The 26,385-nt window shown below is 31.6% G+C and carries 31 protein-coding genes; 11 read left to right on the forward strand and 20 right to left on the reverse strand.

Annotation, left to right across the window (positions count from 1 at the left end):
- The 17 genes from B4H69_RS05790 to B4H69_RS05870 all read right to left on the reverse strand — a co-directional run.
- A partial coding sequence (locus B4H69_RS05790; protein ID WP_291093116.1) for a GTP-binding protein occupies positions 1-268 on the reverse strand: 268 nt, incomplete at its 3' end.
- Positions 269-289: 21 nt separating this feature from the next.
- Complete coding sequence (locus B4H69_RS05795) at positions 290-979, reverse strand: urease accessory protein UreF (RefSeq protein WP_115000043.1); 690 nt, start codon at positions 977-979, stop codon at positions 290-292.
- A gap of 11 nt (positions 980-990) precedes the next feature.
- Positions 991-1,491, reverse strand: coding sequence for an urease accessory protein UreE (locus tag B4H69_RS05800; protein WP_280045780.1), 501 nt, complete (start codon positions 1,489-1,491; stop codon positions 991-993).
- A gap of 5 nt (positions 1,492-1,496) precedes the next feature.
- Positions 1,497-2,129, reverse strand: coding sequence for a hypothetical protein (locus tag B4H69_RS05805; RefSeq protein WP_280045779.1), 633 nt, complete (start codon positions 2,127-2,129; stop codon positions 1,497-1,499).
- An 81-nt stretch (positions 2,130-2,210) separates the two neighbouring features.
- Positions 2,211-3,932 (reverse strand): urease subunit alpha, encoded by a 1,722-nt coding sequence (gene ureC, locus B4H69_RS05810; RefSeq protein ID WP_115000038.1) that lies wholly within the window; start codon positions 3,930-3,932, stop codon positions 2,211-2,213.
- Between the two features lies 1 nt (position 3,933).
- On the reverse strand, positions 3,934-4,302 hold the full coding sequence (gene ureB / locus B4H69_RS05815) for an urease subunit beta (RefSeq protein ID WP_280045778.1): 369 nt from the start codon (positions 4,300-4,302) through the stop codon (positions 3,934-3,936).
- Positions 4,303-4,320: 18 nt separating this feature from the next.
- On the reverse strand, positions 4,321-4,623 hold the full coding sequence (gene ureA / locus B4H69_RS05820; protein WP_038336653.1) for an urease subunit gamma: 303 nt from the start codon (positions 4,621-4,623) through the stop codon (positions 4,321-4,323).
- Positions 4,624-5,335: 712 nt separating this feature from the next.
- On the reverse strand, positions 5,336-6,118 hold the full coding sequence (locus tag B4H69_RS05825; protein ID WP_280045777.1) for a DUF2490 domain-containing protein: 783 nt from the start codon (positions 6,116-6,118) through the stop codon (positions 5,336-5,338).
- 26 nt (positions 6,119-6,144) lie between these two features.
- A complete protein-coding gene (locus tag B4H69_RS05830; RefSeq protein ID WP_291093121.1) occupies positions 6,145-8,574 on the reverse strand; it encodes a TonB-dependent receptor in 2,430 nt (809 codons plus the stop codon).
- Positions 8,552-9,106, reverse strand: a complete 555-nt coding sequence (locus tag B4H69_RS05835) for a GNAT family N-acetyltransferase (protein WP_221414075.1) — start codon at positions 9,104-9,106, stop codon at positions 8,552-8,554. The genes B4H69_RS05830 and B4H69_RS05835 overlap by 23 nt, the downstream gene beginning before the upstream one ends.
- 7 nt (positions 9,107-9,113) lie before the next feature.
- Positions 9,114-9,881, reverse strand: a complete 768-nt coding sequence (locus B4H69_RS05840; RefSeq protein ID WP_180906403.1) for an ABC transporter ATP-binding protein — start codon at positions 9,879-9,881, stop codon at positions 9,114-9,116.
- Complete coding sequence (locus B4H69_RS05845) at positions 9,881-10,894, reverse strand: FecCD family ABC transporter permease (protein WP_180906402.1); 1,014 nt, start codon at positions 10,892-10,894, stop codon at positions 9,881-9,883. Before B4H69_RS05845 ends, B4H69_RS05840 begins: the two co-directional genes overlap by 1 nt.
- Positions 10,884-11,906 carry an ABC transporter substrate-binding protein gene (locus B4H69_RS05850; RefSeq protein WP_180906401.1) on the reverse strand — a complete coding sequence of 341 codons (1,023 nt, stop codon included), beginning with the start codon at positions 11,904-11,906 and terminating at the stop codon, positions 10,884-10,886. The genes B4H69_RS05845 and B4H69_RS05850 overlap by 11 nt, the downstream gene beginning before the upstream one ends.
- 3 nt (positions 11,907-11,909) lie before the next feature.
- A complete protein-coding gene (locus B4H69_RS05855; RefSeq protein WP_291093127.1) occupies positions 11,910-12,371 on the reverse strand; it encodes an urease accessory protein UreE in 462 nt (153 codons plus the stop codon).
- Positions 12,372-12,383: 12 nt separating this feature from the next.
- A complete protein-coding gene (gene hypB, locus B4H69_RS05860) occupies positions 12,384-13,103 on the reverse strand; it encodes a hydrogenase nickel incorporation protein HypB (protein WP_052217937.1) in 720 nt (239 codons plus the stop codon).
- Between the two features lie 24 nt (positions 13,104-13,127).
- The gene (locus B4H69_RS05865; protein ID WP_038336663.1) at positions 13,128-13,475 is read right to left on the reverse strand and encodes a hydrogenase maturation nickel metallochaperone HypA; all 348 of its coding nucleotides are present in this window, start codon (positions 13,473-13,475) and stop codon (positions 13,128-13,130) included.
- Positions 13,476-13,562: 87 nt separating this feature from the next.
- Positions 13,563-13,889, reverse strand: coding sequence for a hypothetical protein (locus B4H69_RS05870; RefSeq protein WP_180906399.1), 327 nt, complete (start codon positions 13,887-13,889; stop codon positions 13,563-13,565).
- Positions 13,890-14,076: 187 nt separating this feature from the next.
- On the opposite strand from B4H69_RS05870, the gene B4H69_RS05875 reads away from it, so the two are divergent.
- From B4H69_RS05875 to ribD, 8 genes are all read left to right on the forward strand, one after another.
- Positions 14,077-14,718 carry a DUF2975 domain-containing protein gene (locus B4H69_RS05875; RefSeq protein WP_180906398.1) on the forward strand — a complete coding sequence of 214 codons (642 nt, stop codon included), beginning with the start codon at positions 14,077-14,079 and terminating at the stop codon, positions 14,716-14,718.
- Between the two features lie 2 nt (positions 14,719-14,720).
- Complete coding sequence (locus B4H69_RS05880; RefSeq protein ID WP_180906397.1) at positions 14,721-14,927, forward strand: helix-turn-helix domain-containing protein; 207 nt, start codon at positions 14,721-14,723, stop codon at positions 14,925-14,927.
- 268 nt (positions 14,928-15,195) lie between these two features.
- Positions 15,196-15,933 (forward strand): DUF4290 domain-containing protein, encoded by a 738-nt coding sequence (locus B4H69_RS05885; protein ID WP_180906396.1) that lies wholly within the window; start codon positions 15,196-15,198, stop codon positions 15,931-15,933.
- Positions 15,934-15,957: 24 nt separating this feature from the next.
- On the forward strand, positions 15,958-17,268 hold the full coding sequence (gene murA, locus B4H69_RS05890) for a UDP-N-acetylglucosamine 1-carboxyvinyltransferase (protein WP_280051833.1): 1,311 nt from the start codon (positions 15,958-15,960) through the stop codon (positions 17,266-17,268).
- A gap of 10 nt (positions 17,269-17,278) precedes the next feature.
- Positions 17,279-17,956 carry a DedA family protein gene (locus B4H69_RS05895; RefSeq protein WP_038336669.1) on the forward strand — a complete coding sequence of 226 codons (678 nt, stop codon included), beginning with the start codon at positions 17,279-17,281 and terminating at the stop codon, positions 17,954-17,956.
- Positions 17,953-18,690 (forward strand): shikimate dehydrogenase family protein, encoded by a 738-nt coding sequence (locus B4H69_RS05900; protein ID WP_180906394.1) that lies wholly within the window; start codon positions 17,953-17,955, stop codon positions 18,688-18,690. Before B4H69_RS05895 ends, B4H69_RS05900 begins: the two co-directional genes overlap by 4 nt.
- Before the next feature lie 54 nt (positions 18,691-18,744).
- Complete coding sequence (locus B4H69_RS05905) at positions 18,745-20,607, forward strand: DUF349 domain-containing protein (protein WP_180906393.1); 1,863 nt, start codon at positions 18,745-18,747, stop codon at positions 20,605-20,607.
- Positions 20,608-20,616: 9 nt separating this feature from the next.
- Entirely contained in the window at positions 20,617-21,669 is a 1,053-nt protein-coding gene (gene ribD / locus B4H69_RS05910; protein WP_280045771.1) for a bifunctional diaminohydroxyphosphoribosylaminopyrimidine deaminase/5-amino-6-(5-phosphoribosylamino)uracil reductase RibD, read from the forward strand.
- A gap of 19 nt (positions 21,670-21,688) precedes the next feature.
- On the opposite strand, the gene B4H69_RS05915 is transcribed toward ribD, so the two are convergent.
- Positions 21,689-21,937: a hypothetical protein gene (locus B4H69_RS05915; protein ID WP_291093133.1), complete on the reverse strand. Its 249-nt coding sequence runs from the start codon at positions 21,935-21,937 to the stop codon at positions 21,689-21,691.
- A gap of 95 nt (positions 21,938-22,032) precedes the next feature.
- Here B4H69_RS05915 and B4H69_RS05920 point away from each other — a divergent pair, with 95 nt between their 5' ends.
- Together B4H69_RS05920 and B4H69_RS05925 are read left to right on the forward strand one after the other, a co-directional pair.
- On the forward strand, positions 22,033-22,638 hold the full coding sequence (locus B4H69_RS05920) for an IMPACT family protein (RefSeq protein WP_038336679.1): 606 nt from the start codon (positions 22,033-22,035) through the stop codon (positions 22,636-22,638).
- Positions 22,638-23,687, forward strand: coding sequence for an acyltransferase family protein (locus B4H69_RS05925; protein WP_291093135.1), 1,050 nt, complete (start codon positions 22,638-22,640; stop codon positions 23,685-23,687). Before B4H69_RS05920 ends, B4H69_RS05925 begins: the two co-directional genes overlap by 1 nt.
- 246 nt (positions 23,688-23,933) lie before the next feature.
- Here the strand turns inward: B4H69_RS05925 and B4H69_RS05930 are convergent, their stop codons facing one another.
- Both B4H69_RS05930 and B4H69_RS05935 read right to left on the reverse strand, forming a co-directional pair.
- Entirely contained in the window at positions 23,934-24,431 is a 498-nt protein-coding gene (locus B4H69_RS05930; protein ID WP_244957947.1) for a hypothetical protein, read from the reverse strand.
- A 29-nt stretch (positions 24,432-24,460) separates the two neighbouring features.
- A complete protein-coding gene (locus tag B4H69_RS05935) occupies positions 24,461-24,988 on the reverse strand; it encodes a hypothetical protein (protein ID WP_180904659.1) in 528 nt (175 codons plus the stop codon).
- A gap of 173 nt (positions 24,989-25,161) precedes the next feature.
- Between B4H69_RS05935 and B4H69_RS05940 the strand changes: the two genes are divergently transcribed.
- A complete protein-coding gene (locus B4H69_RS05940; RefSeq protein ID WP_180904660.1) occupies positions 25,162-26,379 on the forward strand; it encodes a LuxR C-terminal-related transcriptional regulator in 1,218 nt (405 codons plus the stop codon).
- Positions 26,380-26,385: the final 6 nt, after the last annotated feature.

The raw sequence follows: 26,385 nt of genomic DNA on the forward strand, positions 1-26,385 counted from the left end.
ATTCATCAACTGCTTCCAAATTCATACTTGCATCTTCACGAATCGCTGTATGAGGGCAACCTCCAGTCTCTACACCAATAATTCTATCTTCTGGTAAAAGACTATTTTTTGCCATAAATTTGGCATCTTCTGAACAAAAAATATCGTTTGTGATCACTCCTAAATTATAATCACTAAACATTTTTCGACTTAATTTTTCTAATAAAGCTGTTTTTCCAGAACCTACAGGTCCACAAACTCCAACTTTGATATATTTTCTATTTTCCATTTTGAATATTGTTTATAAAATTTATGACATGTATAAGCGAGAATATAAGCGTTCGTGTTGCATACATCTGATATCAAACGATGTGTTGCATAAGCCTACATATTCTCTATCTAATTCTATTGTTTCTTTGGCTGTTTGAGAAATTGTTTCGTACAAATCGAACATTAAATCTTGTCCATCCAATTGTCCCAAAGGCACTAATTTTACTGCGTTTGTTACAATTCCAGAAGCCGAAGTGTAGTAAAAAGCAAACAATGCTTCGTAAAGTGGAATTTGCAATAAACTGGTATAAATTCCGAAAACAATCGCATAATTAGAATAAGCGATGTTTTGTTTGATGTTGCGCTCGTATTCTTCAACAAATTCTGATTCTACGCGACGCTTGAAAATTTTGATTAAACGCAAACCTAATTTTTGACTTGCTTGTCTGATTTCTTTTGGCGCTTTTAGAGCAGAACATTCTTCATCTAATTTCAAAATTTCTTTCAAATCTGAATGTTGAGTTGCTTCGTAAGCTAATTTTACAAAAGCACCATCATTATATTTCAGATTATATTTCATCATATTTTCTACAAACTCTTGCGCCGTTTGTTTGTTATTGACTATTCCATTCTGAATATAAGTTTCTAATCCATTCGAATGTGTATAAGCACCAATCGGTAAAGTAGGATCAGAAATATGTAATAAACTTGCTAAAAATTCTTGTTTCATTCTTTATCTTTTTACGATAATTTTATTTTCAGATTTTTTGTAGACATTGAACCTCCTACTTTGGTTTCGCGATGATGATCTACATTGGCATTCAATAGATGTAGGAGTTTTAAATCTTGAACTTTTGGATTGTAGCCAGATGATTCTAACCAGCGAAAAATGGTCAATTCGAAAGGCATAAGCAACAAATCATTTTCATTGTAAAGTGGTAAATGTTTGTTTCCTATTTCGTGGCAAAGTGCGCTCATTTCGAGAATAGATTGAGGAGAAAGTACAATAGTTTTGGTTTCTAAAACATTCACAACAATTGCCGTTTCGTCATCCATAAAAAGAATATCACCATCGTGCAAACGTTGTTTATCTTTCAAAAATTTGATCGCGACATCTTTTCCACCTCTTGTTCTTTTGCGTTGAATTCTTTTGGTTGTTTCGTACCAATCTAAATCCAAATAATCAATTGACTGTGAAATTGATTGTTCTGCAACAGTTCCTATTCTCTCATTAATAATCATCTTGCTTAATTTTTTCTTCTAAAATCGATATTTTTAGATACGCCCATTCCAAATGCAGAGCCATTAACTCCAGCAACAGATGTTTTTGTCCAACCTTCTTTTGATTTTGTTTCTAACAGCGAAAAATCTGCAAATCTAAATTTCAATCCCCAGCCGCCGCCTAAAACAATTCCAATCATAGGATAACCTCTCAATCGAAAACCATTAAAATTTTCCATAGATGATGTTGTTTCAGACAATTGTTGTCCCCAAACATAATGCACATCAAAATGCGCAATTAGCGTAAAATATTTACCAAGCGCCAAAGACGGACTATACCAAATCCCTGTTTCATTTTGTTTGCTTACAACGTGATGATTGGCATTATCTTCGGTATATGCGTAGTTAACCCCAATCGCATCATTATTATTGAAGAAATATCCTATTCCAATCGGAGCACTTGAGACGTTGCTGCTACTACCAGATGGCGACGTAACTTTAGAATAATCCAATGAACCATATAGTGAAAATTGCCCTTTTGGACCTTCATCATTGTCTTTCAATCTCATTCCTCCTAAGATTTGCCCGTTCATTTTCCCTGAAATCAATGACATTCCAATTACTGCAATTGAAAAAACTATTTGATTAAAATTTATCATTTATACTTAAAAACCTAATTTTATTATTTCATTAAAAAATTTGAAAAGGCTCAGCACATTGTCTGAGCCTATTTTTAATGATTAGAATAAATAATACAATTGAGCTAAAGGAACTACTTCCGATGGTTCGCATGTAATATATTCTCCGTCAACATATACTTTATAATTTTCTGCATTCACTTCGATATTTGGTGTTTTATCGTTGTGAATCAAATCTTTTTTACCAATATTTCTACAGTTTTTAACAGGTAAGAAAACTCTGTTCAAATTATAGCTGTCAATTGTTCCGTTATCGATAGAAGCCTGAGAAACAAATGTGATATTCGTTTTCTGAACTGCTTTACCGAAAGAACCAAACATATTTCTGTAAATAACTGGTTGTGGAGTTGGAATAGATCCGTTTGGATCACCCATTTTACTACCTGCGATAAATCCTCCTTTCAAGATCATTTCTGGTTTAACACCAAACATTGCTGGTTTCCAGATGACTAAATCGGCAATTTTACCAACCTCAACAGAACCAATATAATCTGAAATTCCGTGTGCTATTGCAGGATTGATTGTATATTTTGCGATGTAACGTTTTGCACGGAAGTTATCATTGTCATGACCTTTATCTTCTGCGATTTCTCCACGTTGATCTTTCATTTTACTTGCCGTTTGCCAAGTTCTTGAAATTACCTCTCCAGGACGTCCCATTGCTTGAGAATCTGAACTCATGATACTGAAAACACCCATATCATGTAAAATATCTTCGGCAGCAATTGTTTCTGGACGAATACGAGAATCTGCGAATGCTACATCTTCAGGGATATTTTTACTCAAATGGTGACAAACCATTAACATATCCAAGTGCTCATCAATTGTGTTAACTGAATAAGGACGAGTTGGATTTGTAGACGCTGGTAATACATTTGGATACATCGCAGACTTGATAATATCTGGCGCGTGACCTCCACCAGCTCCTTCTGTATGGAATGTGTGAATAACACGACCATTGATCGCTTCCATTGTATCTTCTAAGAAACCACCTTCGTTTAATGTATCAGTGTGGATCGCAACTTGTACATCATATTTATCTGCAACTTTCAATGCTGCATCAATTGTAGATGGTGTTGCACCCCAGTCTTCGTGAATTTTTACCCCTAAAGCTCCAGCTTCTATTTGCTCTTCAATTGGCTCAACAGTTGCACAGTTTCCTTTTCCGAAGAATCCAAAATTCATTGGGAAAGACTCAGTTGCTTCCATCATTTTTTGAATATTGAATTTCCCTGGCGTAACCGTTGTTGCATTAGAACCGTCATTAGGTCCTGTACCTCCACCAATCATTGTTGTAATACCACTGAATAAAGAAGTATTGATTTGTTGCGGAGAAATGTAGTGAATGTGAGTATCGATACCACCAGCAGTCACAATCATTCCAGCTCCATTGTGTACTTCAGTCGAAGCTCCGATAATCATTCCTTCAGTAATTCCGTCCATTGTATCTGGGTTACCAGCTTTACCAATACCAACGATTTTACCATCTTTGATTCCAATATCTGCTTTTACAATTCCCCAGTGATCAATAATAATTGCACGCGTAATACAAAGGTCTAAAACACCTTCTGCACGCAATTTTGTAGAGTTTTGCCCCATACCATCACGTACAGTTTTTCCTCCTCCAAAAATTGATTCATCACCATAATGTCCAAAATCATCTTCAATTTCGATGATAAGATTTGTATCTCCTAAACGTACTTTATCTCCCGTTGTAGGTCCTAAAATATTGGCGTATTGTTTTCTGTCTACTTCTAAACTCATTTTAAAGACTTTTAAAATTGTGAGATTTCATATTCTCTAATGCTTGTTGTTTTTGCTCGTCTGATTCTATAGAACCTTGAACCAAATTGCTGAATCCGTACATTTTTTTGTCACCAGCGATTTCTACTAATTCAACTTCTTTTTCTTCTCCTGGCTCAAAACGAATAGCTGTACTTGAAATAATATTTAATCGTTTTCCGAAAGCAGCTTCACGATCAAAAAGCATCGCTTTATTTACTTCAAAAAAGTGGAAATGAGAACCAACTTGTATTGGTCGATCTCCTGTATTAATCACATTAATTTTTACCGTATCTCTACCTTCGTTACAAACGATTCTTCCTTCTTTTACAAAAATTTCTCCTGGTATCATTTTCTTTTATTTTTAGAATTAACGAATAGGATTATGAACCGTTACCAACTTTGTTCCGTCAGGAAAAGTCGCCTCCACTTGTACATCGTGTATCATTTCTGCAACTCCTGGCATCACATCGTCAGTTGTTAAGATGTTTGCACCTTCTTGCATCAATTCTGCAACTCGTTTCCCATCTCTTGCACCTTCCAAAATAAAGTGGCTGATAAGCGCAATAGATTCTGGATAATTTAATTTTACTCCTCTTGCTTTACGTTTCAACGCAAGCTCTCCAGCAGTATGTAACATTAGCTTTTCTAATTCGCGTGGTGTTAAATGCATTTTTTTATTTTTTAAAAAATTAGATATTTATCCTACACATTGATGTAAACAATTTGTGTATGAATATGTTGAATTTTGACAATAAGAACCCTTCATTGTTTAGCTAAAAACAACGAAATCTATTGTAGATCAATAAAAATTAATTATTTGTAATCAATTTGTAGCGAATGAAATAAGATGTATTTCGGTAAACTTTTTAAAGTCTTGACTTCAACTGTTTCCGATATTTTTTGATAAAAGGTTTGATGAAAATAAATGGTCAAAAAACGAACAAACAAATCACAATCGAATGTAAAAATTTCTGATTCTGATTTATTTTCATCAACTGATAATAGATTGAAATTATCAAATTGAGTAGATAATTTTTTTCCACAATCTATTTGTTCTGTGTGTTCTCTATGCGCCTCGACAAGACTTCTCGTTTGAGAAAACTTCGAGATACTTATTACAACCGTAATAAATAACATTAAAAATACTATAGAGAAAACCTTTTTCATTACTGATGTAAAATTAGACGTTTTACTTTGTTTGTTTCTTACTTAAAAAATCAGATAAATATTCAAAAACGTGACAATTTCATTCTTTTTGACTATTCTAAAACCTTTGATGAATAATCCTTAATCTTACTTCAAAATGATTAATCTATTCATTTTAAATGATTTAATTATTTATTAAAATAAATCATTGTCATCCAAAATCACTTATTTAATTCCTACGGAAGCTTCCAAACCAAATCTACTGCAACATAATGCACACCCGATTTCGCTTCTGAATAATTCCTAATCAAGTTGTTAACATAACCAATATCCATCGTCAACGGAGAATTTGGAATTTGGAACATATAATAAAGTCCCAAACGCGTTTCTTTGTACGCATATTTTGTCCAATGTTTTTCCACATCGTTCATATAACTCGTCGCAAATAAACCTTCAGCACTAAGCGCTAAAGATTGCTTATTCTTATCTGAAATCGGATATGTTAATTGCGTTTTTACACGCGTTCTTAACTGAAAGTTTTCGTCAACTTCATTAAAATCAGCATCAAAAAACTTTCTGAATTCTTGTCTAATTGTATTCTTCCATTTAAACTTTCCTAAATTCGCAGTATACGCATAACGCCCATAAACTCTAAACTCCTGCTCTATTCCTTCTTTATGAAAAGGAGCTTCAGAATCAAATTCATTTTGACGACGATAACTTATCGCATAACTATATTGTTGATTTGGTTTGAATTTATTGTAAATCTCATAATTCAAGACTAAAATCGCAGGTTTATCAACTGGATTATAATTATCTTGTGAACTTTTTCGTCCCATTCCAACATATGCAACTGCATATTTATTCCCTGTAGAATCTAACTTATGTTGCACACCAAAAGCAGCCCAAGAAGCGGTTTTAGCTTTCCCTAAACCTGGAGGACTTAATTGTCCAAAACTTGTTGTAATCGTAAATAAAAAGGCAGCAACAATGCTTATTTTGCGTGTAATTGAAATCATTTTTATGTTTTGTTTGTTTATTTATTTTAGAATGAATAGCTTAACGTAGCCATCATATTACTTGGAGATCCAGGGAAAACTCGTGTGTAATCAATTCCTCCTTGGAAATAATATTTATCGAAAATATTATTGAATTGTACTGAAATTTTTAATGGGTTCAAATCATAATAAATTGCAGCATTTACCACTGTGTAATCTGGCAAAAATCCCCACTCAGCATTCCCTTGTACATCTTTTCCAACAGAATTTTCCATACGTCGATTGCTAACATAAGAAGCACCAAGACCAAATCCTAAACCTTTGAAAGTATCATGCAAAACCGAATATTTAAACCAGACATTCGCCATATTTTTTGGTGCATTTGGCAAAGGCATTCCAACTTCCGAAGCTACAGAAGAAGCTTTAACCTCTGTGTCTGTGTACGTATAATTGAAACTCATTTGTAAATTACGATGCAATTGTCCTCGTAAATCAAGCTCCAAACCTTTCGAAGAAACTTTACCCGATTGACGATAAACAGGAAAACCAGCATCGCTCAATTGTCCTGTTGGCATCATCATATCATTGCGTTGAATTTGATAAAGCGCTAAATCTATTTGCAATTTTTTCTTGAAAAATTCTGTTTTCAATCCTGTTTCTACTTGGAAACTTCTCTCTGATTTGAATGGTTTATCAGCACCATAATTTTTGTAATTCGCTACATAATCGGCAGCAATTGGCACATAACCTTGCGAATAATTAGCAAAATAATTTATTGTTGGCGTTACTTTATATGTCAATCCCACACGAGGTAACCATGTATCTTGAGTTGCCGAATAAGGCGTTTTTGGATCTGCACTTTCCGATGTATAATGCTCATAACGCAAACCAAATAACATTTCTAATCGATTAAATTTCACTTGATCTTGTACATAAACACCCGTTGTTTTATAAGAACTCAAAAATGGAAAAGACGCTTGTTTTAACCATTTGTAAGAAGATAAATCTTTCGATTCGTAAATTGGATGATTCAAATCAAATGTCAACGGAACAATTTCTCCATTCACCTCTTTGCTTCTCGCCTCTTTTTGCTGATTGTCCGCATCTGGCTTATATTGTGCATAATCAACACCAAAAATTATATTTTGTTTTACTTGCCCTTTTTGCAATTTATAATTCAAAAAAGCAACAGCATTGTCTGTATAATCAGTTGCTTCACGAGACAAGAAACGCATATTAACAATTGTGTTGTAAGGTGCATCTGCAAAGCTATTCAACGTTCTGTGTTCGTTTAATTTTTCTTTATAAATTGATTTCGAATAATTAAGCGTTAATGATAAATTGTCTAAAATCTTTTGAGTTAATTTTGTACGAAACGAAAATGTTTCTGTTTTGAAAAAATCCGATGGTTGAGACAATGTAAAAGAACGATTGATTGCATATAAATCTGTTTGTTTCACGCCCATTCCACGATCCAAATAGCCATCAAAATTATCGTAAGTTAAATCCACATCGATTTGTGTTCCTTTTCTTGGTTTGAACGTAAAAGATGGCGCAACCGAAACTATTTTTTGATTATTATTTTTTCTGAATGTTTTACTTGTTTGGTAACCTGCATTCAATCGATAAAATAAATTATTACTCAATGGTCCACCAATATCCAAGGTTGTACGCAAAGTTTCAAAACTTCCTGAAGAAAAACTAACCGCTCCTTTAAAATCTTCTAATGGTTTTTTAGTCACTAAATTAATTGTTCCACCTGGCGCAATATCACCAAATAACGTTCCTCCCGAACCTTTCAAAACCTCAATTCTTTCCAAATTAATAGTCAAAGGCGAATTGAAATAACTTGTTCCATAACCAAAACCAGAACGCAAACCATTCACCAAACGCAAACTATTTCCATATCCGCTGCTAAAACCTCTCAACGTATAATCGTCATAAGATGAAGCTTGATTAACACCCGATAAATCATGCACCATATCCGAAACTTTGAACGCTTGTTTATCGTCCATCAATTGGCGATTCGCAATACTAATTGTCTGTGGTAAATCTTTCAGACTTCCATTCAATTTTCCATCAAAAGTGATCGTATGTTGATAATATGAATTCTTTTTATCCGAACTAATTAAAACTTCTCCTAATTGCGTTGATTCCTTTGATAAATAGATTTTAAGACCTGTTTGCTCGTTCCAATTTTGTTTTGTAATCACAAAATTTGTCGAATTCAAACCATCAGCCATAATCGAAATTGTCAACGGAAGTTGAACTTCTTTTTCGAATTTAAACTCTCCATTTTCAGCAGTTTCTACGTTGTACGTGTCATTTTCGATCGAAATAATTGCATTCGAAATTGGTTGATCTTCTTGATTAAGAACTTTACCAAAGATCATTTTTGCTTCTTGTGCAGTAGCTGTTATTCCAAGAAAAATGAAAAAACTGAACGTAATAATTTTATACATGAAAGATGTTTTCATTTTGAGAAATATTATTTTTTAATTCGTTTGTACCAATCTCTTTTTGCATGTGATAAGTCGGAAAATTTGATTCTTCGCAAAACATCATCAAATCAAAACCTTGTTTCAACCAAAATTCATACGCTCCCGGCAAACTTGGATGCGTGTGCAAATACAAACGATGAATATTTTTTTGATGCGCTTGTTTTTCCAATTCCTGAAACAATTGCGTTCCCAAACCAAATCGACGATAAGCCGGCTCCACAAACAAACGAGCAACCTCTACCGTTTTTTCTTTACCAACAGAAAGATGAGGAAAACGATAATCGAAAGGCATCATACCAATAACGCCAATAATTTTATTGTTTTCATCACGCGCCTGAAGAAAAATTCCAGTTTGGCTTTCGATGTAATTGGACATAAAGTTCAACAAGTCTTTTGGAACAATTGTTGGGTCTAATGTTGGAAATAAATCGCGTCTAAACTCGATCACATAAGGCAATATTTCTTCAACCTGATGAGTTTCAACAGGTGTAATTTTTATATTTTTCATTCAATTTTTATTTTAATTGTGGCACAAACAATTGTTTTCCTTGATGAGTTAAATTCAACAAAGGCAATTGATACGTTTCTTGCAGAATATTTTTAATCTCTTCTTGATTATAATTTTCTAAATCAACCAATTGATGATTTTTCATCATATAAAATTGATCACCATACATGAATGCCAAATTAGGATCATGCATCACACAAAGGACGGTTTTTCCTTGTTTGACAAGTTCTTGTAAGGTTTCTAAAACCAAAACTTGGTAATGCAAATCCAAGTGATTCGTTGGTTCATCTAACATCAAAACATCTGGATTTTGAACCAAAACACGACACAACAATACCAATTGTCTTTCTCCACCAGAAAGCGAAGTATAAGCTTTGTCTTTTAAATGCCACAGATTAAACTTCGTCAACATTTCTTCGACAATTTGATAATCGTCATTTTTAGGAGAAAACCTCGAAAAAGAAGCGCGACCAGTCATCACCACATCAAAAACTTTGAACGGAAAAGTAGTTTGATGAAACTGCGTCATAAAGCCTAAACGAAGCGAAGATGATCCAACTTTTATCTTTTTGCGTTCTTCATTTCCAATGAAAACATTTCCGTCGTATTTCTTCTCCAAACCTGCAATGATATTAAACAAAGTCGATTTTCCACTTCCGTTTTTTCCCATCACAACAGATAGTTTTGCTTCAGAAAAATTGACATTTACCTCATTCAGAATTTTATCTTTTCCGTAGGTAAACGATAAATTTCGTATGTTAACTATTGCTTTCATTAGCCCCAATTTGCTGCGTTTTTTCTCATCAGATAAATAAAAATTGGTGCACCAATCAACATTGTAAAAACACCAACCGGAATCTCAAAAGGCATTACCGTTCTCGAAAAATCGTCGATTACCAAAAGAAGAGTTCCTCCAATACTAATATTTGCCCAAACCGTTTTTTCGTTATTTGGTCCAAAAAACATTCGACTAATATGTGGAACGATTAATCCAAATAAACTTATCACACCAACTGCGGCAACACAAGCGGCTGTAATTAAGGTTGCAACACCTATCAAAATAACTTTCAAAAGTCCTGGTTTTACGCCAACTGCAAGCGCTTCTTCATCACCCAAAGACAATAAATTAAGTTTCCAACGGAATAAAATGATAATGGTTAAACCAATTAAAATCGGATAAAAAGCTATTTCTACTTTTTCCCAAGAAGCTGTATGTAAATTTCCCATCGTCCATTGCACAATCATTTGCAATTTGTATGGATCGCTGATGTATTGTAAAAGCGTCAAAACGGCTGTAAAAACTCCAGAAATTATCATCCCTGATAAAACCATATTGATTAACGAGCTTTTGACATTAGTTTTAGAAATTAAATACGTTAATAATACAGCACAAACACCAAATACAAATGCTGAAATATTAATTGACAACACAGGAACAACCATTGCTAAAGCTGCTCCAACAGCAGAACCAGATGATATACCTAATGTAAATGGATCTACAATTGGGTTTCTGAAAATTGCTTGTAAAACATTACCAGAAGATGCCAAAGCTGCGCCAACAATAAACGTTAATACAATACGAGGTAAACGAACTTGCCACAAAATAGTTTCTATACTTGATTGAGGTAAATTAGTTGTTCCCGAAATTAACTTACTGATTGCAGATGAACTGTAACGAATCAACTCCGAAATACCTACAAAATTCGTTGCGCCCATTGTCATAGAAAGGATAACAACCGTTATTGGCAAAATCAAAAGTAGACCGTAAAATTTCAATTTAGATTGCATTTTTCTTGTATAAATCTGGTTTTTGGTACAATTGCATGATATCGTTTTGCACCTCTTTGTTTAATTGTTCAGTCGAATAAGCCGAAGGATAGCACCAATTGCGAAGTTGTTTGGCAAATAATAAAAACTTAACCGTATGCGGATCGTAATAAAATGCAGGATTCATCGCGAAAACTTGTTTCGATTTTACCGCTGGCAAAGCATCCAATTCTTTTAGTTGATACACCTCATCAAGGCTCGAATTCCAAAGTACAATCAAATCTGGATTCCATTTATAAATCGATTCTGCACCAACATTTGGCGATTCCATTTCCAACGGACAAGCATTTTCTGCACCTGATAATTTGATCGCTAAATCTAACAAAGTTCCTTTTCCTGATGTCGAAAAAATACGTCCTTTCGACCATGCGTAATAGACTTTTTTAGGCTTTTCGTTTACAGGAGTTTTCAACTTTTCAGCCTCTGTTTTTACATATGAAACCACTTCCTCTGCTCGTTGTTTTTTCCCTAATAAAGTTCCCATTCCAAGCAATTCTTTGTAAATCTTATCTTGACTTAAACTTGAAACGGTAAAAACTGGAATATTTAACTCTTCTAATTGCTGAATTGTTTCGATATTCTGTTCATAAACAATTGCTAAATCAGGCTGCAAACCAACAATTGTTTCAATATTACTTGATCCACCTCCAAAAGTTGGCGTCGCAATTGTTTTGTTTTTGATTCGCTCATCTAGTTTCGCATAGAACTCATATTTATCTTCATTCTGAAAAACTTGTTGGGGAATTCCAACCACTTTATCTTCGGCGTGTAACATATAAATTTCGTCCAAAGAAGGTTCAAAAAGTACAATCACTCGTTTTGCTTCTTGCGGTAACGAAACTATTTTTCCACGACTATCTTCTGCTTTTATTTCGCCTTGTTGTTCGCTCTTTTTTGAAGAAGAATGACAACTTTGAAAGAAAATAAAGAATGATAAAACAAGGGTTATGCGATGAAATATTTTACAATTCATGGTTTAATTTTTTACCAAATTTTTTAATAAAAATTCACTGATTAATTGTGCTTCGACAAGTTGTATTTTATCTTGATAACGAGTCAAAAGTTGCTCGTACATACGACCATCATAAGGAAGCAAAAGTTGATTATCGTCGTTTTTCCAATAAATAGGAAGGTGACGATTGCCAACGAAGTAACAAAAATCAGCGGCATCGGACTTCGATTTTGCAGAAAACTGAATACACAAACAAGGTTTTATGTAAACTGAAGCTATGAAATTGTTTTCATGAAATAATCGATCGCCGTTCTGCCACTCATTTTTAGTTTGTAATCGAAGTTCTAATGTCAAACCAGCAGTTGTTTTTCGCGTAATTTTTTGTTTTCGAATCTCAAACCATTCAATCGTTAATTGATCCAAAACATTTTCTACTTGTTCAGTTTTTGACTGAATTTTATCTATAATTACCAACTGATTTTCCATTGTTTCGATCTATTATTTTTGTTGAGCAGCTTCTTTTTTCAACTGAACTTTCTCTTTCAACCATTGACACCATTCGTCAATTCCTTCTCCATTCAACGTACTGATTGTTTGTACTTCTAAGTTTGGATTAACCTCTCTTGCATCTTTAGTAACCGCTTCGATAGAAAAAGGTACATATGGTAATAAATCTGATTTAGAAACCAACATCAACTCACTTGTTAAGAACATACGTGGATATTTTTTTGGTTTATCATCACCTTCTGTTGTAGCAATAAGTGTTACACGATAATCTTCACCTAAATCAAAAGCTGATGGACAAAGAAGATTTCCTACATTTTCGATGAATAATAAATCTGTTCCGTCCAAATTAATGTGATCCAAAGCTTGTAAAATCATTTGCGCTTCGATATGACACATTCCACCTGTTACAATTTGTAAAGCATTAATCCCAACTTCGCGCATACGAACTGCATCACGCTCCGTTTCTGGATCACCAACTAAAACAGAAATATTCAATTCTTTTCCCAAACGTTTTCCAATTTCTTGTAACAATGTTGTTTTTCCTGATCCTGGAGACGAACAAACATTGATGATACAAACATCTTTCAGACGTTCGCGAATCGCATTTGCAACATAATCGTTGGCTTTTAATAAATGTAAAGTTGTGTTGTCGCATTGAACAGATCCTACTCTATTCCCAAGACTTTTTGGATTTTGTGTATTTGTTGACATAATTGAAATATGTTTAATTAATGATTATTTATTTTTAAAGATGACTTGCGAGATAAAAAGCTCATTTCCTTTGACAATTGTGCTGGACGGTGTTGAGCAATCTTCGCAAACAAATTTGTGATATTTGACTTCGAAATTCTTGTGACAATGTTCGCAATACGCCACAATTTCATTGACTAAAACCTCTAACTCGATTTCATTATAATTTTGGTTATCAGCTATAAATGCATCAAATGCATTTTGGATTAAAACAGGTTGAACATTTGATAAAAGCCCAGCTGTAATTTGAACTTTTTCTATATCTTCTATCTTCGAATCATAGTGCTCGTTCAACGTATCAAATATGTCTTTGACAATACTTAATTCGTGCATAATTTTTAATTTTTGTGAATAGATCCCCTCCTTCTAAACAAAATAAATGCTTAGAAAATAGCTATGTATAAGAAAGTTTTATGTTTATCAGATAAATGGTAAACCGTAGATATAATGCCTCAACAGGCAAATTTTATTCGTTGAAGTAGAAAATAAATCAGAAAAAATACGAACACAAATCTGTTGATTAAAATTAAATTTAACATCTGCGTTGATAAATTCGTCAAAAGAAAAATCATTGATTTTTAAATCTTCTACAGTAAATGTAAATCCCTCAATAGTGCTATTTGTATTATCACATTTTATTGTCTCTTTTTCTACTTTTTGATGCGCAGAAGATTGATTTGTTTTGTTAGAAAAGCTAAACAGAACAATCAAAAAAAAGACAGAAAATATGTGAAAAATCGTTTTCATTTACGATTGTAAAGGTACTACAACATTCTACCTAAAGGATTATTCAAAATAGAGGATAAATGTTCAAAAACGTTACAAATCAATAAAAATTATTTAGCTTAAAAAAACGACAATTAAATCGTTTATTAATATATTTTTATTGCTTTACAATAAATTTATTTTGTAATTCAAAATATTTCTATTTAATTTGAAAAATAAATTATTACTAAATATGGAAACTAAATCTAAATTTTATTTAAAATTAATTGGAGTATTACTAATCACTCTACCTTTTATTGATTTCTTTTTTAATAATGGATTAAATGATTTCAAAAGAGGTTTGAATGATGGAAATTCAAAAAGAAATTATGAATATTTTAATGTCATTCCAAAAAATAGTGTCAATAACACTATTTCTATTCCAAGAATAGATGGAGACATTTTAACAAACGAAATTAGTTTAGAAGTATATACTGATAGAAGTCTAGACATTTACCCATTTTATATTTGGGTTTTATATTTACTTTTAGGCGTTGTAATAGTTTTTTATTTATTTTCTACAATTCGATTAATTAAAAGATTTATTAACGGTGAATTATTTGAAAAAAGCACATACAATACTTTATTGTACAATGGGTTTGCTGTTATTAGTTTCACTTTAATAGATTCTTTATTAAATTTTATTAAAAATAATCAATTAGAAAAATATCTTGTAAACAGTAATTTCATTATTTCTGAGAATAATATGATTAATATTTCATCTCTATCTGCAGGTTTATTTACACTTGTATTCGCTATAGCCTTAAAACAAAGTATTCAAATGAAACAAGAAAACGATTTAACGATATAAATATGGCAATTATTATCAATTTAGATGTCATGATGGCAAAACGTAAAATGTCTTTGAATGATTTGAGTGAAAAAGTTGGTATTACATTATCTAACTTATCTATTCTAAAAAATGGAAAAGCTAAAGCCATTCGCTTCGAAACTTTGAATGCAATTTGCAAAGCTTTAGATTGTAAACCAGGTGATATTATTGACTATACGGAAGATTAAAACAAAACCCAAAAATTCTAAATTATTAAAAGAAAATACTATATTTGTTGACAACCAAAAGGTTTTAACTTAATTTTCCTTAGTGATAAAGATTTTCAACTATTTTGAATTAAAATAGACAAAATCTTATTTTACGGTTTATCTTCTTCCGACTATAACCGTTTTTAAGGAATAAAATTTAATAAAAAATTAGCAATCAATATACCTTTTCTACCCAAATAATCGGATAGAATTTTGTAAATTTGTAACCAATACATTAGAAAATTTAATGGAATATAATACACTTCGTTCGCAATTGATTATTCCAGAATATGGTCGTCATATTCAAGAAATGGTAAATCATTGTAAAACAATAAAAGACGAAACAGAACGCAACGGATTTGCCGAAATTATAATTGAAGTAATGGGAGAATTAAATCCTCACTTGCGTGATGTACCAGATTTTCAACACAAACTTTGGGATCAACTTTTTATCATGGCTGAATTTGATTTGGATGTAAAATCTCCTTATCCAATTCCGACAAAAAAAGATACGGTAAATAGTAAACCAAATAAAGTAGAATATCCAAAAAGCATCTATAAATACAGATATTACGGAAACAATATTCGTAAAATGATTGATGTTGCTGTAACGTGGGAAGAAGGTGAAAAACGCGAAGGTTTGTACTTTGCGATTGCTAATCACATGAAAAAATGTTATTTACTTTGGAATAAAGATACAGTTGATGATCAAGTTATTTTTAATCATTTGTACGAATTATCTGATGGTAAAATTGATTTGAGAAAAGTTGATGACCACTTGGTTTCACCTGATCGTTTGAATTCGAATAATAATCATTCAAACAACAATCAAAACAATAGAAATTACCAAAACAATAATCGTAATCATCAAAATAACAACAATCGAAATAATAACCAAAATTCGAATAATCGTCAAAACAACAATAACAGAAATAATCAAAATAACAACAATCGAAACCAAAACGTTCGAAACAATAAAGGTTAAATCAAAACTATTTAATACAACTAAATGGCTACATTTCAAATAAAGGGAGGGAAACCTTTGAAAGGAGAAATTACTCCGCAAGGTGCTAAAAATGAAGTACTACAAATTTTATGTGCGGTTTTATTAACCAATGAACAAGTTCGTGTTAAAAATATTCCAGACATTCGAGATGTCAATCGTTTGATTGAAATTTTGGGTGATTTAGGCGTAAAAACACAAAAAAATGGAAAAGGAGATTTCACTTTTCAAGCTGACGAATTACGATTAGATTATTTAAAAGGAAAACAATTTCGCAAAGATGGTGCTGCCTTACGTGGATCGATCATGTTAATGGGACCACTTTTAGCTCGTTTCGGAGAAGCTTTTATGCCAAAACCAGGAGGAGATAAAATTGGACGTCGTCGTTTAGATACGCACTTCGAAGGTTTCTTTGCTTTAGGAGCAAAATATCGTTTCAATCCTGACGAAGATTTTTACGGTGTAGAAGTGGACGAAAACGGATTGCAAGGTTCTTATATGTTATTAGAAGAAGCTTCTGTAACTGGAACTGCAAATATTATTATGGCTGCAGTTTTAGCGAAAGGAACAACAACTATTTACAACGCTGCATGTGAGCCTTACATTCAACAATTATGTAAAATGTTGAACAGAATGGGTGCTAAAATCTCTGGAATTTCTTCGAATCTTTTAACGATTGAAGGAGTTGAGAAATTAGGCGGAACTGAACATACATGTTTACCAGATATGATCGAAATTGGATCTTGGATTGGTTTAGCAGCAATGACAAAATCTGAATTAACAATCAAAAATGTTTCGTGGGAAAATTTAGGTGTTATTCCAGATGTTTTCAGAAAATTAGGAATCAAATTAGAACGTCGCGATGACGATATTTATATTCCAGCTCAAGAACATTACGAAATCGAGCGTTTTATTGACGGTTCTATTTTAACTATTTCTGATGCTCCTTGGCCAGGATTTACACCAGATTTATTATCAATTATTTTAGTAATTGCAACACAGGCAAAAGGAAGTGTTTTGATTCACCAAAAAATGTTCGAATCTCGTTTATTCTTCGTAGATAAATTAATCGATATGGGGGCGCAAATTATTTTATGTGATCCGCACCGTGCAACAGTAATTGGTCTTAATCACGAAACTCCGTTGAAAGGAGCCGAATTAACCTCGCCAGATATTCGTGCCGGTATGTCTTTATTGATTGCTGCACTTTCTGCGAAAGGAAAAACTGTTATTCATAATATCGATCAAATTGACCGTGGTTACGAAGATATCGATGTACGTTTACGTGCTATTGGAGCTGATATAATTAGAGCTTAAAAAATAAAAAATGCAATCTATTATTGAGTTTATCACCAATTTTGTTCAACGCCCAGACAAGGTATTAATGGACATTATCAATAATTACGGTTATTGGATATATGTTATTTTATTCCTGATAATTTTCGCCGAAACAGGTTTAATTATCATGTCATTTTTAATGCCTTTTTTACCTGGAGATGCACTAATCTTTTCGATTGGAATGATTGCTGCAAGCGATGACCAAAACCATTTGCATATCGAATATATTATTCCATTACTGATGGTTGCAGCAATTCTTGGTGATAACGTAAATTATTATGTTGGACGCAAATTTGGCGGTTGGATTTTAGGACGAAAAGACTCATGGTTTCTTAAAAAGAAACATATCGAAAAAGCAACAGAATTTTTTAACGAAAATGGTAAAAAAGCAATTATTATTGCTCGTTTTATGCCTGTTGTTCGTACTATAATTCCATTTATTTGTGGTGTTACAAACCTTAATTATCGCACATTTATTACCTATAGTTTTATAGGTGCGGTGCTTTGGGTTGGCGTTATTTCGCTTTTGGGACACACATTAGGTCAGTTTGACATTGTAAAAAATAATTTAGAGAAATTCATTTTCGGAATTATATTATTGGCGAATATGCCGTTGATTATCCGAATCGTGAAAGCTCAATTCAATAAAAATAAAACAGAAGAATGAGACAATTTGGATTAATCGGAAGAAATATTTCTTATTCATTTTCTAAATCTTATTTTGCTGAAAAATTTAAAAACGAGAACATTGTAGACGCTGTCTACAATGTTTTTGATTTACAGCAAATCGATGAAGTAGAAAAAGTATTCGAAACCGAAGGTTTAGTGGGCTTTAATGTCACAATTCCTTACAAACAAGAAATCATTCCATTTTTGGACGAATTATCGCCAGAAGCCAAAGCAATTGGTGCGGTAAATACGGTTTTAATAAAAGATGGAAAACGAATCGGACATAATACAGATTGTTACGGTTTTCATCATTCGATAGAACCTCTTTTAGAACCTCATCACAAAAAAGGGTTGGTTTTAGGAAATGGAGGCGCTGCAAAAGCGGTTTTTTATATTCTTGATTTATTGAAAATTGACTATAAAATTGTTTCGAGAACAAAAACCGAAAATCATTATTCTTATGATGAATTAAATAAAGAAATCATTCAGAATCATCAAATTATTGTAAATTGTTCGCCAGTTGGTACTTTTCCAACTATTGAAAACGCTCCACTTCTACCCTATCAATTTATTAACGAAAATCATCTATTGTACGACTTGATTTACAATCCACCATTGACAAAATTTTTAGAAAATGGTCAACAAAACGGAGCCAAAATAAAAAATGGTCACGAAATGTTGGTTCTACAAGCTGAAAAAGCTTGGGAAATTTGGAATAATCGTACAAAATAGACTTGATATTGTCCTCAAATTTTATTAGATTTGAGAAACAAAACTTAATTTCTTATGAATACTGAAATGGATAACCTGCAAAATGCAGACGGAGAACAATTACCTAAACCTGCAACTACAAACGACTCTAACACGGAATCTTACAAAACGGAAGAGTTAACGAACCAAGAAAAAATAAGCGATATTTCGTTCAAAGATTACGAAACATTTAGTTTTGATGTTTTGATTAACGAAGCAAAAAATCTATTAAGCAAATATGATGTTCAAGAGATTCGCGAGCATTTTAATCAAATTCGTGATGCATTCAAAGCTAAATTAGAAGAAGATGAAGCTGCGAAAAAAGAAGCTTTCTTAAGTGAAGGTGGTGATGAATTAGATTTTAAATACGAAACATCTTTTAGAGCAAAATTTAACGCTGTTTACAACGATTTTAAAAATCAATTAGCAGTTTTTCATAAAGAAAACGAAAAAAAGGAATCTGATAATTTAAAAGAACGTTTAGAAATTATTGACGAATTGAAAGCCTTGTATCAAGAACCAAGTGATTCTTCGGCGGCAATGTTCAAGAAATTTCGTGAGTTAAAAACTCGTTGGCACAATGCAGGAAGAATTCCGAGCAAAAATGCTGAAAATGTATTCAAAAATTATTTTTTCCACTTAGATAATTTCTACACATATTTGGATATGAATAAGGAATTGCAAACATTGGATTATGCACATAATCTGGAAGTTCGTCAATCGATTATCAAACGTGCAGAAGAATTAATTGGAGAGCAAAACGTGCAAAAAGCCTTGAATGAATTGCAATATTTGCATCGTTTATGGAAAGAAGAAGCCGTTCCTGTACAAGAAGATTTGCGCGAACCAACGTGGCAAAAATTCAAAGAATTAACAAATAAAATTCATGACCGTAAAGGTGAATTGAATGAAAAAATAAAACAAGAGCAAAAAGATAATTTAGAAAAGAAGAATCAAATTATCGCTCGTATCAAAGAAATTTCTGAGCAAGCAACAACAAAATCGCATGGCGATTGGCAAAAAGCTATTTCTGAAATAAACTCTTTGCGTGAGAACTTTATCACAATTGGACGTGTTCCGAAAGATAAAAATTCTGCAACTTGGGAAGCTTTCAAAGAAGTGACAAGACAATTTAATCACATCAAAAATGATTTCTATAAAAATCTAAAATCAGAGCAACAACTGAATCTTGAAAAGAAATTGGCTTTGTTAGAAATTGCAAAACAACATACGGAAAGCACGGATTGGAATGCTTCTGTACAAGTGATTAAAAAAATCCAAAATGATTGGAAAAAAATTGGTCATGTTCCAAGAAAAAATTCAGACAAAATCTGGAAAGAATTCAAAGATACATGTAATCAATTCTTTGATCGTTACAAAAAACGTCACGAACAAGCAAATCAAAAATTGGAACTAAATTTCGAAAAGAAACAAGCTTTCTTAAACGATTTCAAAAATCAAACGATTTCTGAAAACAAAGATGAAGCGTTGAAACAATTAGAAGAAATTCAACATAATTGGACAAGTTTAGGAAAAGTTCCATCAGAAAAAATTTCAATCAATCAAGAATTTACAGATGTTTACCACAAAAAATTAGATGCTTTAAATCTTTCTAAAAATGAATTGAACGATTATAAGTTGAAATCATTTGTCAATAAAGTAAAATCTGGAAATAATGGAAATTTATTGGATGATGAGATTAGAAAAACACGTAAAATAATTGAGGATTTAGAAAAAGAAATCAATCAATTGGATAATAATGTACATTTCTTTTCGAATGCAAATGAGAACAATCCTTTATTAAAAGACGTTTACAAGCAAATTGACGATAAACGAAAAAAATTAATTGAAGCAGAAATCAAACTGAAAACATTATTCAATATTGATTTTAATGCATAATTTTTAGGCATGACACAACAATCTATCGATGAGCAATATATGGCTCGTTGTATACAAATTGCAACAAACGGGTTAGGAACAACATATCCTAATCCGTTTGTTGGTTCTATTATTGTACATAACAACAAAATTATAGGCGAAGGTTTTACGTCAGAATATGGTGGACCGCACGCCGAAGTGAACGCAATTAATTCGATTAAAAATCAAGAATTATTAAAGGAATCTACGTTATATGTTACGTTAGAACCTTGTTCACATCACGGAAAAACACCTCCTTGTGCGGATTTGATTATAAAAAAAGAAATTCCAAAAGTCGTGATTGGAACTTTAGATCCTTTTGCGAAAGTGAATGGGCAAGGTTATTTGCGTTTGCTGAAAAATGGTGTTGATGTAACGCTGGGTGTTTTGGAAAAAGAATGCATCAAACTTAATAAACGTTTTATAACTTTTCATCAGAAAAAACGTCCATATATTATTTTAAAATGGGCGCAAACCGAAGATGGATACATGGGACGCGATGATGTGCAATTGTGGATTACAAATCAATATACAAAACAGTTGGTGCATAAATGGCGAACAGAAGAACAAGCTATTTTGGTTGGAAAAAACACCGCTTTGATTGATAATCCTCAGCTTAACACGCGATTATGGGAAGGTAATAATCCGTTGAGAATTGCGATTGACAAAAACTTAGCGATTCCGAGAAGTTTCCATTTGTTTGATCAAACGCAACCTACTGTTATTTTTAATTCTATTGAAAAATGTTCTGAAGAAAATTTAGAACTTGTTCAACTAGATTTTACGCAAAAAATATTGCCTCAAGTAATGGATTATTTATACGAAAATAATATTCAATCCTTGATTATTGAAGGTGGAAGTGATACCATACAACATTTTATTGATGCCGATTTGTGGGACGAAGCACGAATTTTGAGTTCGGATACCATCTGGAATGAAGGAATTTTAGCTCCTCGACTAAAAGGAACTCGAACTGAAAAACATCGCTTTTTAAATGATGAATTAAATATTTTCGAAAATAGAATAGAAATTGAAGAACCTTAGATTTTAAGGTTCTTTTTTATTATCTTTTATCAATTATTAAATCTGTTTCTAATATCCAAAGAGAATTTTTGATAAGATTATGATTATTAAGATTTAATTCATCTAAATCTTTATCAAATAACACTAAAACTCTTCCTTCAAATAAATCATTATTTATTTCAATAACTTTTCCACTTTCTCCAATTAAAATCCAATAATGATTTTCATCTCTTAAATTATTTGTATTCTTTTTTCCTAAAAAAGTATTTAAAATTACTTTATCATTCAATTTCATTCATAATTTTTTTCATCACTCATAAATATAAAACCTTTTTTCTTTAAAAGTAGTATTTAAACTATCTTTGCGGTACTTTTCAATACAACATGACGGACAATTATCGTACAATCGAGAAAGCTGTGGAAGATGTAATTTTCAAAGAATTGGGTAGTAAGTTTATTAATTTTGCTTATCCTGTTGAAAATGAAGATGACATCAAAATTTATTTGGATCAATTGCGCGAAATTCATCCCGACGCCAATCATCATTGTTACGCGTACGCACTTGGAATTGATGGTAAAAATCATCGTGCAAATGATGATGGAGAGCCAAGCGGCTCGGCTGGTTTACCAATTTATAATCAAATTTTATCAAGTGAAATCACCAATGTTTTGATTGTTTCTGTACGCTATTTTGGCGGAACAAAATTAGGAATTCCTGGTTTGGTAAAAGCGTATAAATATGCGGCACAAGTTGTGTTGGAAGAAGCAAATATTGTAGAAAAATTTGTTTCTAAACGTGTGAAAATGGTTTTTAATTATGATCAACAAGGAATTGTAGAGCGCAATGTCGATCGTATTTCTGGAGAGATTAAAGACAAACATTTTTCTGATAAATGCATGTTTACAATTTCGGTAAGAGAAAGTAAATTGGACGAATTTATTCGCATGTTTGACGAATATTATCAAATGGAAATTAAAATTATTGACTAATGCTAAATAGCTTAACTTCTTTACGTTTTTTCTTTGCTTTTGTAGTTTTCTTAAGCCATTTAACGTTTGTAAAAACCGATTTAGCTTGGTATAATTATCTAAAAAATAACGTCTTTTTCGAAGGTTATCTTGGTGTTGGTTTTTTCTTTATTTTGAGCGGATTTGTTTTGGCGCTTAATTACGAAAAGAAAGTCATCGACAATCCAAATTTTGACAAAAAGAAGTTTTATATCGCGCGAATTGCTCGTATTTATCCGCTTCATGTCCTAACATTTTGTGCCATGTTACCGTTTGTTATCATCAATGTTTGGCAAGGTTATTTTCATTGGGATATTGCAAGTGCGAACTTATTTTTATTACAATCTTATATTCCGGTAAAAGACTTTTATTTCTCTATTAATAACGTTTCGTGGAGTATTTCGACCGAATTATTTTTCTATTTAATGTTTCCTTTTTATGTGATTTGGTTGCATAAATTCCCGAAACTGAAATATATTTTATTACTAATTATTCCGATTATCATTTTTGCTGAACCTTATTTCAGAACAAATATGAAGTTGGAGAAAGCAATTTTTTACATCAATCCAATTGTTCGCAGTTTCGATTTTATTTTAGGAATTATTACCTGTCAAATCTATAAAAAGATAAAAGATACGCCCATCAGTTTTTCGAAAGGAACTTTATTAGAAATCATTGCAATTACAGTTTTGGCAATCTTTTTTTACTTCCACGATGATGTTGCGAGAGCTTTTCGTTACGGAATTTATTATTGGATTCCGATGGTTGGAATTGTCTTAGTTTTTGCATTACAAAAAGGTTTATTTTCGAGAATACTTCAACATAAAACATTGGTTTATTTAGGTGAAATCAGTTTTGCGTTTTACATGATTCATATGATTGTGATAAAATATGGAAATCAATATTTACCTAAAATCAATGATTTCCAGAAAATTGGAATTTATTTTGTAATTGCTTTAATTCTAAGTGCATTAACGTTTGAATATTTTGAGAAACCCGTTGCGAAGTGGATCAAAAATAAAGTGAAGTAGTAGCGAGCATTTCTAGAAAATTAATTCAAATAGTTGATTATAATTGAAATTGTAACAACGATAATTGAAACAACAATCAAAATATCTAAGTAATTTATTTTTTTCGAACCAAAATTTGTTGTTCGTTTGCGTTTTCGTGAATACACTATTTCTTTGTTCATTTTTTTAAAAGAAAATAAGCCGCGAGCTACCACGACTTATTTGTCAAATAATTAATAGTACATTATATAGTTTATAGTAATCCTATTATTGGTACTTGTAACAGCTTCCTGTTTTCTTTGCCGATTTACCTGTCATTTTATCAGATAATAATAGAATAAATGGACATCTAACTTCTGCAGCTTGTTGTTTCAAAACTTTTTCTGCACGTTCATCTTTTCCATTTCCAGTTCTGAAGTTAATCATACCTGTTTTAGATTTTAAATCATCTCCTTTTTTCAAACCTGCAACCAAAGATTTATCTTCCAAAATAATCACTTTCCCCCAATCTTTATCGTCAGTAATTTCAATTTTATCAGAAACATCTTCAATACGTGTACTTTTCCCGTAAAATACTTTATTAACAGAATATTTACTCAAAGACTGTATAGCATCTTCTCCATCATACGTATATTCTACCGTAAATTCTCCTACACGCTTAATCTGACCTTCGATAATCTCACCAGAATGTTTGTAAATTTTATCTACTTGTCCAAATGCTAGCGAAGCCATAAGACCTAATCCTAAAATAAAAATGTTTTTCATTGTTAATTGTTTTAAATATTGACTTAATTTTAATTGATCTCTAAAATACTTTCAGTTTCGTTGATTGTAATTGTGGTTTTTAGAGGACTAGATTCCAGTAAACCATAATTTTCTTTTAGATTGGTGGTCGGTTTTTTCAATAAATCAATTAATTGATCAATTGATTCTTGATAGATTTTCTTTTTTGTTGAGCTCTTAACTAAAGAAATATAATACGTCTTATAGTTTTTCTTAATTGGAGCTTCTTTTTCTATTTCTTCTGCAATATTTTTAAAGAAACTAGTTCTATTTTCAGAATTTTTGACCACAATACGTTTTATATTTTTACCTTCAGTTTCTACCTCAATATTCAACGTATATGGTTCAATTTTTACTGAGTTGTACATTACTTTTTGATTTCCAAAATTATCTTCAACAGATGTAGAAGAAACTTTATAAAAATCCTCTAACTCATTTACTCGATTTCCAATAAATTGTTTTAAATTTTTGTAATCCAAATTTTGAGAGAAACCCATACTACACAACAATAGTAATAAAGTAGATAAAATAATCTTCATTTTTATAAATAATTAGCTATTAACACTAGATTTATGTGTTAAATAAATTCTTTGCAAATTTTAGGATTCAGTACTTAAATTCCTACTTTTGCAGGAGTAGTTATGAGGTAGTTTAATGATTACTACCTATGGGTAGTTGAGTTACTTTACTAAATATCAGTCATATAATAAAAATGAATAACAAAACACTTTTAATATTCTTTACTCTATTTTTCACCCAGGTAGGGATAGGAAATACAATAAATTCCGAAATTCTAAAAAAAGAAATTTCATCTTATAATGAAATTGGTTCATTTGATAAATCAATTATCAAATTGGATAGTATTATACATTCTAAAAACGTAACGAATTACGATTTATATAATCTGTATTTGTTAAAATATCTTACATATAAAACATTATTAAATTATCCAGAAGCAGAAGAAAATTTAAACGTTGCTGAAAAATATGGTTTAAAGAGTGCTAAATACAAATCCGAAGTTGAGACAAGAGTTTTGATTGAACGAATCTTTATCCAATTTGATTATTTAAAATATGATAAGGTTGAGGAATTGCTCGAAAAAGTAAATAAATCTAATTTAAAATATTTGGATGCCGAAACGTTTGGCTTTTATATTTCTGTTATAGGCACAATGAATAGTATAAATAAAAATTATATTCAGGCAGAAAAAGATTATTTGGAAGGGATAAAAATTTTGAAGCAAAAATCTCCCAAACATTTACCTAATATTTATAGAAAGCTTTTACACTTATATACAGAAACAAAAGACAATAAGAAGGCTTTAGAAGCTTTTAACAAAGGGTTATATTATGCAAAACATTATGGTATAAAACTTTATATTTTGAATATGTACGAATCTCTTACTTGGTATTATGCTCAGAATGAAGATTGGGAAAAAGCATATAAAACAAGATTAATTGTGAATGATCTTGCAACCGATTATGATGCAATTAATCAAAGTGGAAAATTACAAAATTTAGAAAGAGAAATCATTAACAAACGAAATGATTTAGAAGTTCGAAATCAGAAAAATATCCGACTATTTCTGGTTATTATTTCTGCAATTTTGATCATATTATTAATTGTTCTTTATAAATTCTACAAGATAAACATCGAAAAAAGAAAACTTGTTGAAAATGAAAATGAACGGATGAGAAATAAACTTTCTAATTTGATTAATCATTCAAATAATGCAAATCAAGTTGAAAAGAAAATCATTTTAAGTGATTATAATCTTTCGGAAAGGCAATTGGATATCATCGAATTAGTAAAAAAAGGATTTACAAATAAAGAAATTGCAACTGAACTCTATATTTCTGAGAATACAGTGAAATATCATTTGAAGGTTATTTACAATACTTTAGGAATAGAGAGTCGTAATTCGTTGTAAATAATA

Origin of the sequence: Empedobacter sp. UBA6745, from assembly GCF_002453775.1 — a bacterium.
Lineage (GTDB): Bacteria > Bacteroidota > Bacteroidia > Flavobacteriales > Weeksellaceae > Empedobacter > Empedobacter falsenii_C.